The sequence below is a fragment of the Micromonospora sp. NPDC049799 genome (assembly GCF_040656655.1).
In the GTDB taxonomy this organism is placed as follows: Bacteria; Actinomycetota; Actinomycetes; order Mycobacteriales; family Micromonosporaceae; genus Micromonospora.
The window spans coordinates 1-1837 of the sequence record NZ_JBFAMU010000749.1 but is presented as its reverse complement, the minus strand read 5'-3'; the positions used below and the strand labels follow the sequence as shown (position 1 = coordinate 1837).

At 73.9% G+C, this 1837-nt stretch carries 3 protein-coding genes; all 3 read left to right on the top strand.

All coding sequences use genetic code 11. From position 1 onward, the window contains the following. Window positions 1-559 (top strand): zinc-binding dehydrogenase (locus AB0I76_RS29085; RefSeq protein ID WP_357042102.1); only part of this gene is annotated, 559 nt, incomplete at its 5' end. Next, window positions 559-1188, top strand: a complete 630-nt coding sequence (locus tag AB0I76_RS29080; protein WP_357042099.1) for an MBL fold metallo-hydrolase — start codon at window positions 559-561, stop codon at window positions 1186-1188. The genes AB0I76_RS29085 and AB0I76_RS29080, both read left to right, overlap by 1 nt. Before the next feature lie 44 nt (window positions 1189-1232). Then, a complete protein-coding gene (locus AB0I76_RS29075; protein ID WP_357042096.1) occupies window positions 1233-1706 on the top strand; it encodes a VOC family protein in 474 nt (157 codons plus the stop codon). Window positions 1707-1837 lie beyond the last annotated feature (131 nt).

Genomic DNA, 1837 nt, shown 5'->3' with positions numbered 1-1837 from the left:
CGTCACCCGGGGCGACTCGGTCGCCGTGATCGGCTGCGGCGGGGTGGGCGACGCGGCGGTGGCCGGTGCGGCCCTCGCCGGGGCGACGACGATCGTCGCGGTGGACACCGACGCCCGCAAGCTCGACTGGGCACGAAAGTTCGGCGCCACCCACACGGTGAACGCCTCCGCCGAGGACCCGGTCGAGGCGATCCGCGCGGCCACCGGCGGCTTCGGCGCCGACGTGGTCATCGACGCGGTGGGCCGCCCGGAGACCTGGAAGCAGGCGTTCTACGCCCGGGACCTGGCCGGCACCGTCGTGCTGGTGGGTGTACCCACGCCGGAGATGACCGTCGACCTGCCGCTGCTGGACGTCTTCGGCCGCGGCGGGGCGTTGAAGTCCAGCTGGTACGGCGACTGCCTGCCCAGCCGGGACTTCCCGATGCTCACCGAGCTGTACCGGCAGGGCCGCCTCGACCTGGACGCCTTCGTCACCGAGGAGATCGCGCTGGACCAGGTGGAGGAGGCGTTCGCCCGCATGCACCACGGCGACGTGCTCCGCTCGGTGGTGGTCTTCTGATGACCGCCCTGGTCGACCACGCGGTCACCTCCGGCACGTTTTCCCTCGACGGGCAGACCTTCGACGTCGACAACAACGTGTGGGTCGTCGGCGACGACACCGAGTGCGTGGTCATCGACGCCCCGCACGACGTCGACGCGATCCTCGCCGCCGTCGGCGGCCGGCGGGTCCGGGCGATCCTCGCCACCCACGCGCACGACGACCACGTACGGGTCGCCCCGACGCTGGCCCGGGCGACCGGCGCGCCGGTGCTGCTGCACCCCGCCGACCGGGTGCTGTGGGACCTGGTGCACCCGGACGAGGAGCCGGGCGGCGAGCTGCGTGACCGGCAGGCCGTCGCGGTGGCCGGCACCACGCTGACCGTGCTGCACACCCCCGGCCACAGCCCCGGGGCGTGCAGCTTCCACGCCCCGGACCTCGGCGTGGTGTTCACCGGGGACACGCTGTTCGCCGGCGGTCCGGGTGCCACCGGCCGGTCGTACAGCGACTTCGGCACCATCGTCAGCTCGATCCGCGAGCGTCTCCTGACGCTGCCGCCGCGGACCGTGGTGCACACCGGGCACGGCGACAGCACGACGATCGGCGCCGAGGCACCGCACCTCGACGAGTGGATCACCCGGGGCCACTGACCGTCCGGCCGGAACGCGCCGGGGGAGCGCTACGATCCGACGCCATGACCGCCGACGACGCCCCCGTCCCCGCCGTACGCCAGTTGCGTCTCGTGGTGGAGGCCGAGGACTACGACGCGGCGGTGGCGTTCTTCCGCGACGCGCTCGGCCTGCCCGAGCAGGCCGCGTACTCCGGGGAGGGCGACGCGCGGGTGGTCATCCTCGACGCCGGGCAGGCCACACTGGAGATCGCGAACCCGGCGCAGAAGCGGATGATCGACGAGGTCGAGGTCGGTCGGCAGGTGGCGCCCCGGATCCGGGTGGCGTTCGAGGTCGACGACACCCGTACGGCCACCCGCCGGCTGGTCGACGCGGGCGCCGCCGAGATCGCCCCGCCGACCGTCACACCGTGGCAGTCGCTCAACTCGCGTCTGGACGCGCCCGCCGGCCTCCAGATCACCCTCTTCGAGGAACTGCGCGACCTCGACGAGCGGGCCACCCTGGACGGGTTCGGGACCGAGGGCGGCCGCACGGCCTGAGCGCCGAAAAGAAGATGCGCCACGCGGGTCGTCGCGCCAGGGTGGTGCGCGTGCACCCCGCCGTCGACACCCTGCTGACCGCCGCCCAACGGGCCGCGCTGGACCACGTTCGCGCCACCGCCCTGCGGGAC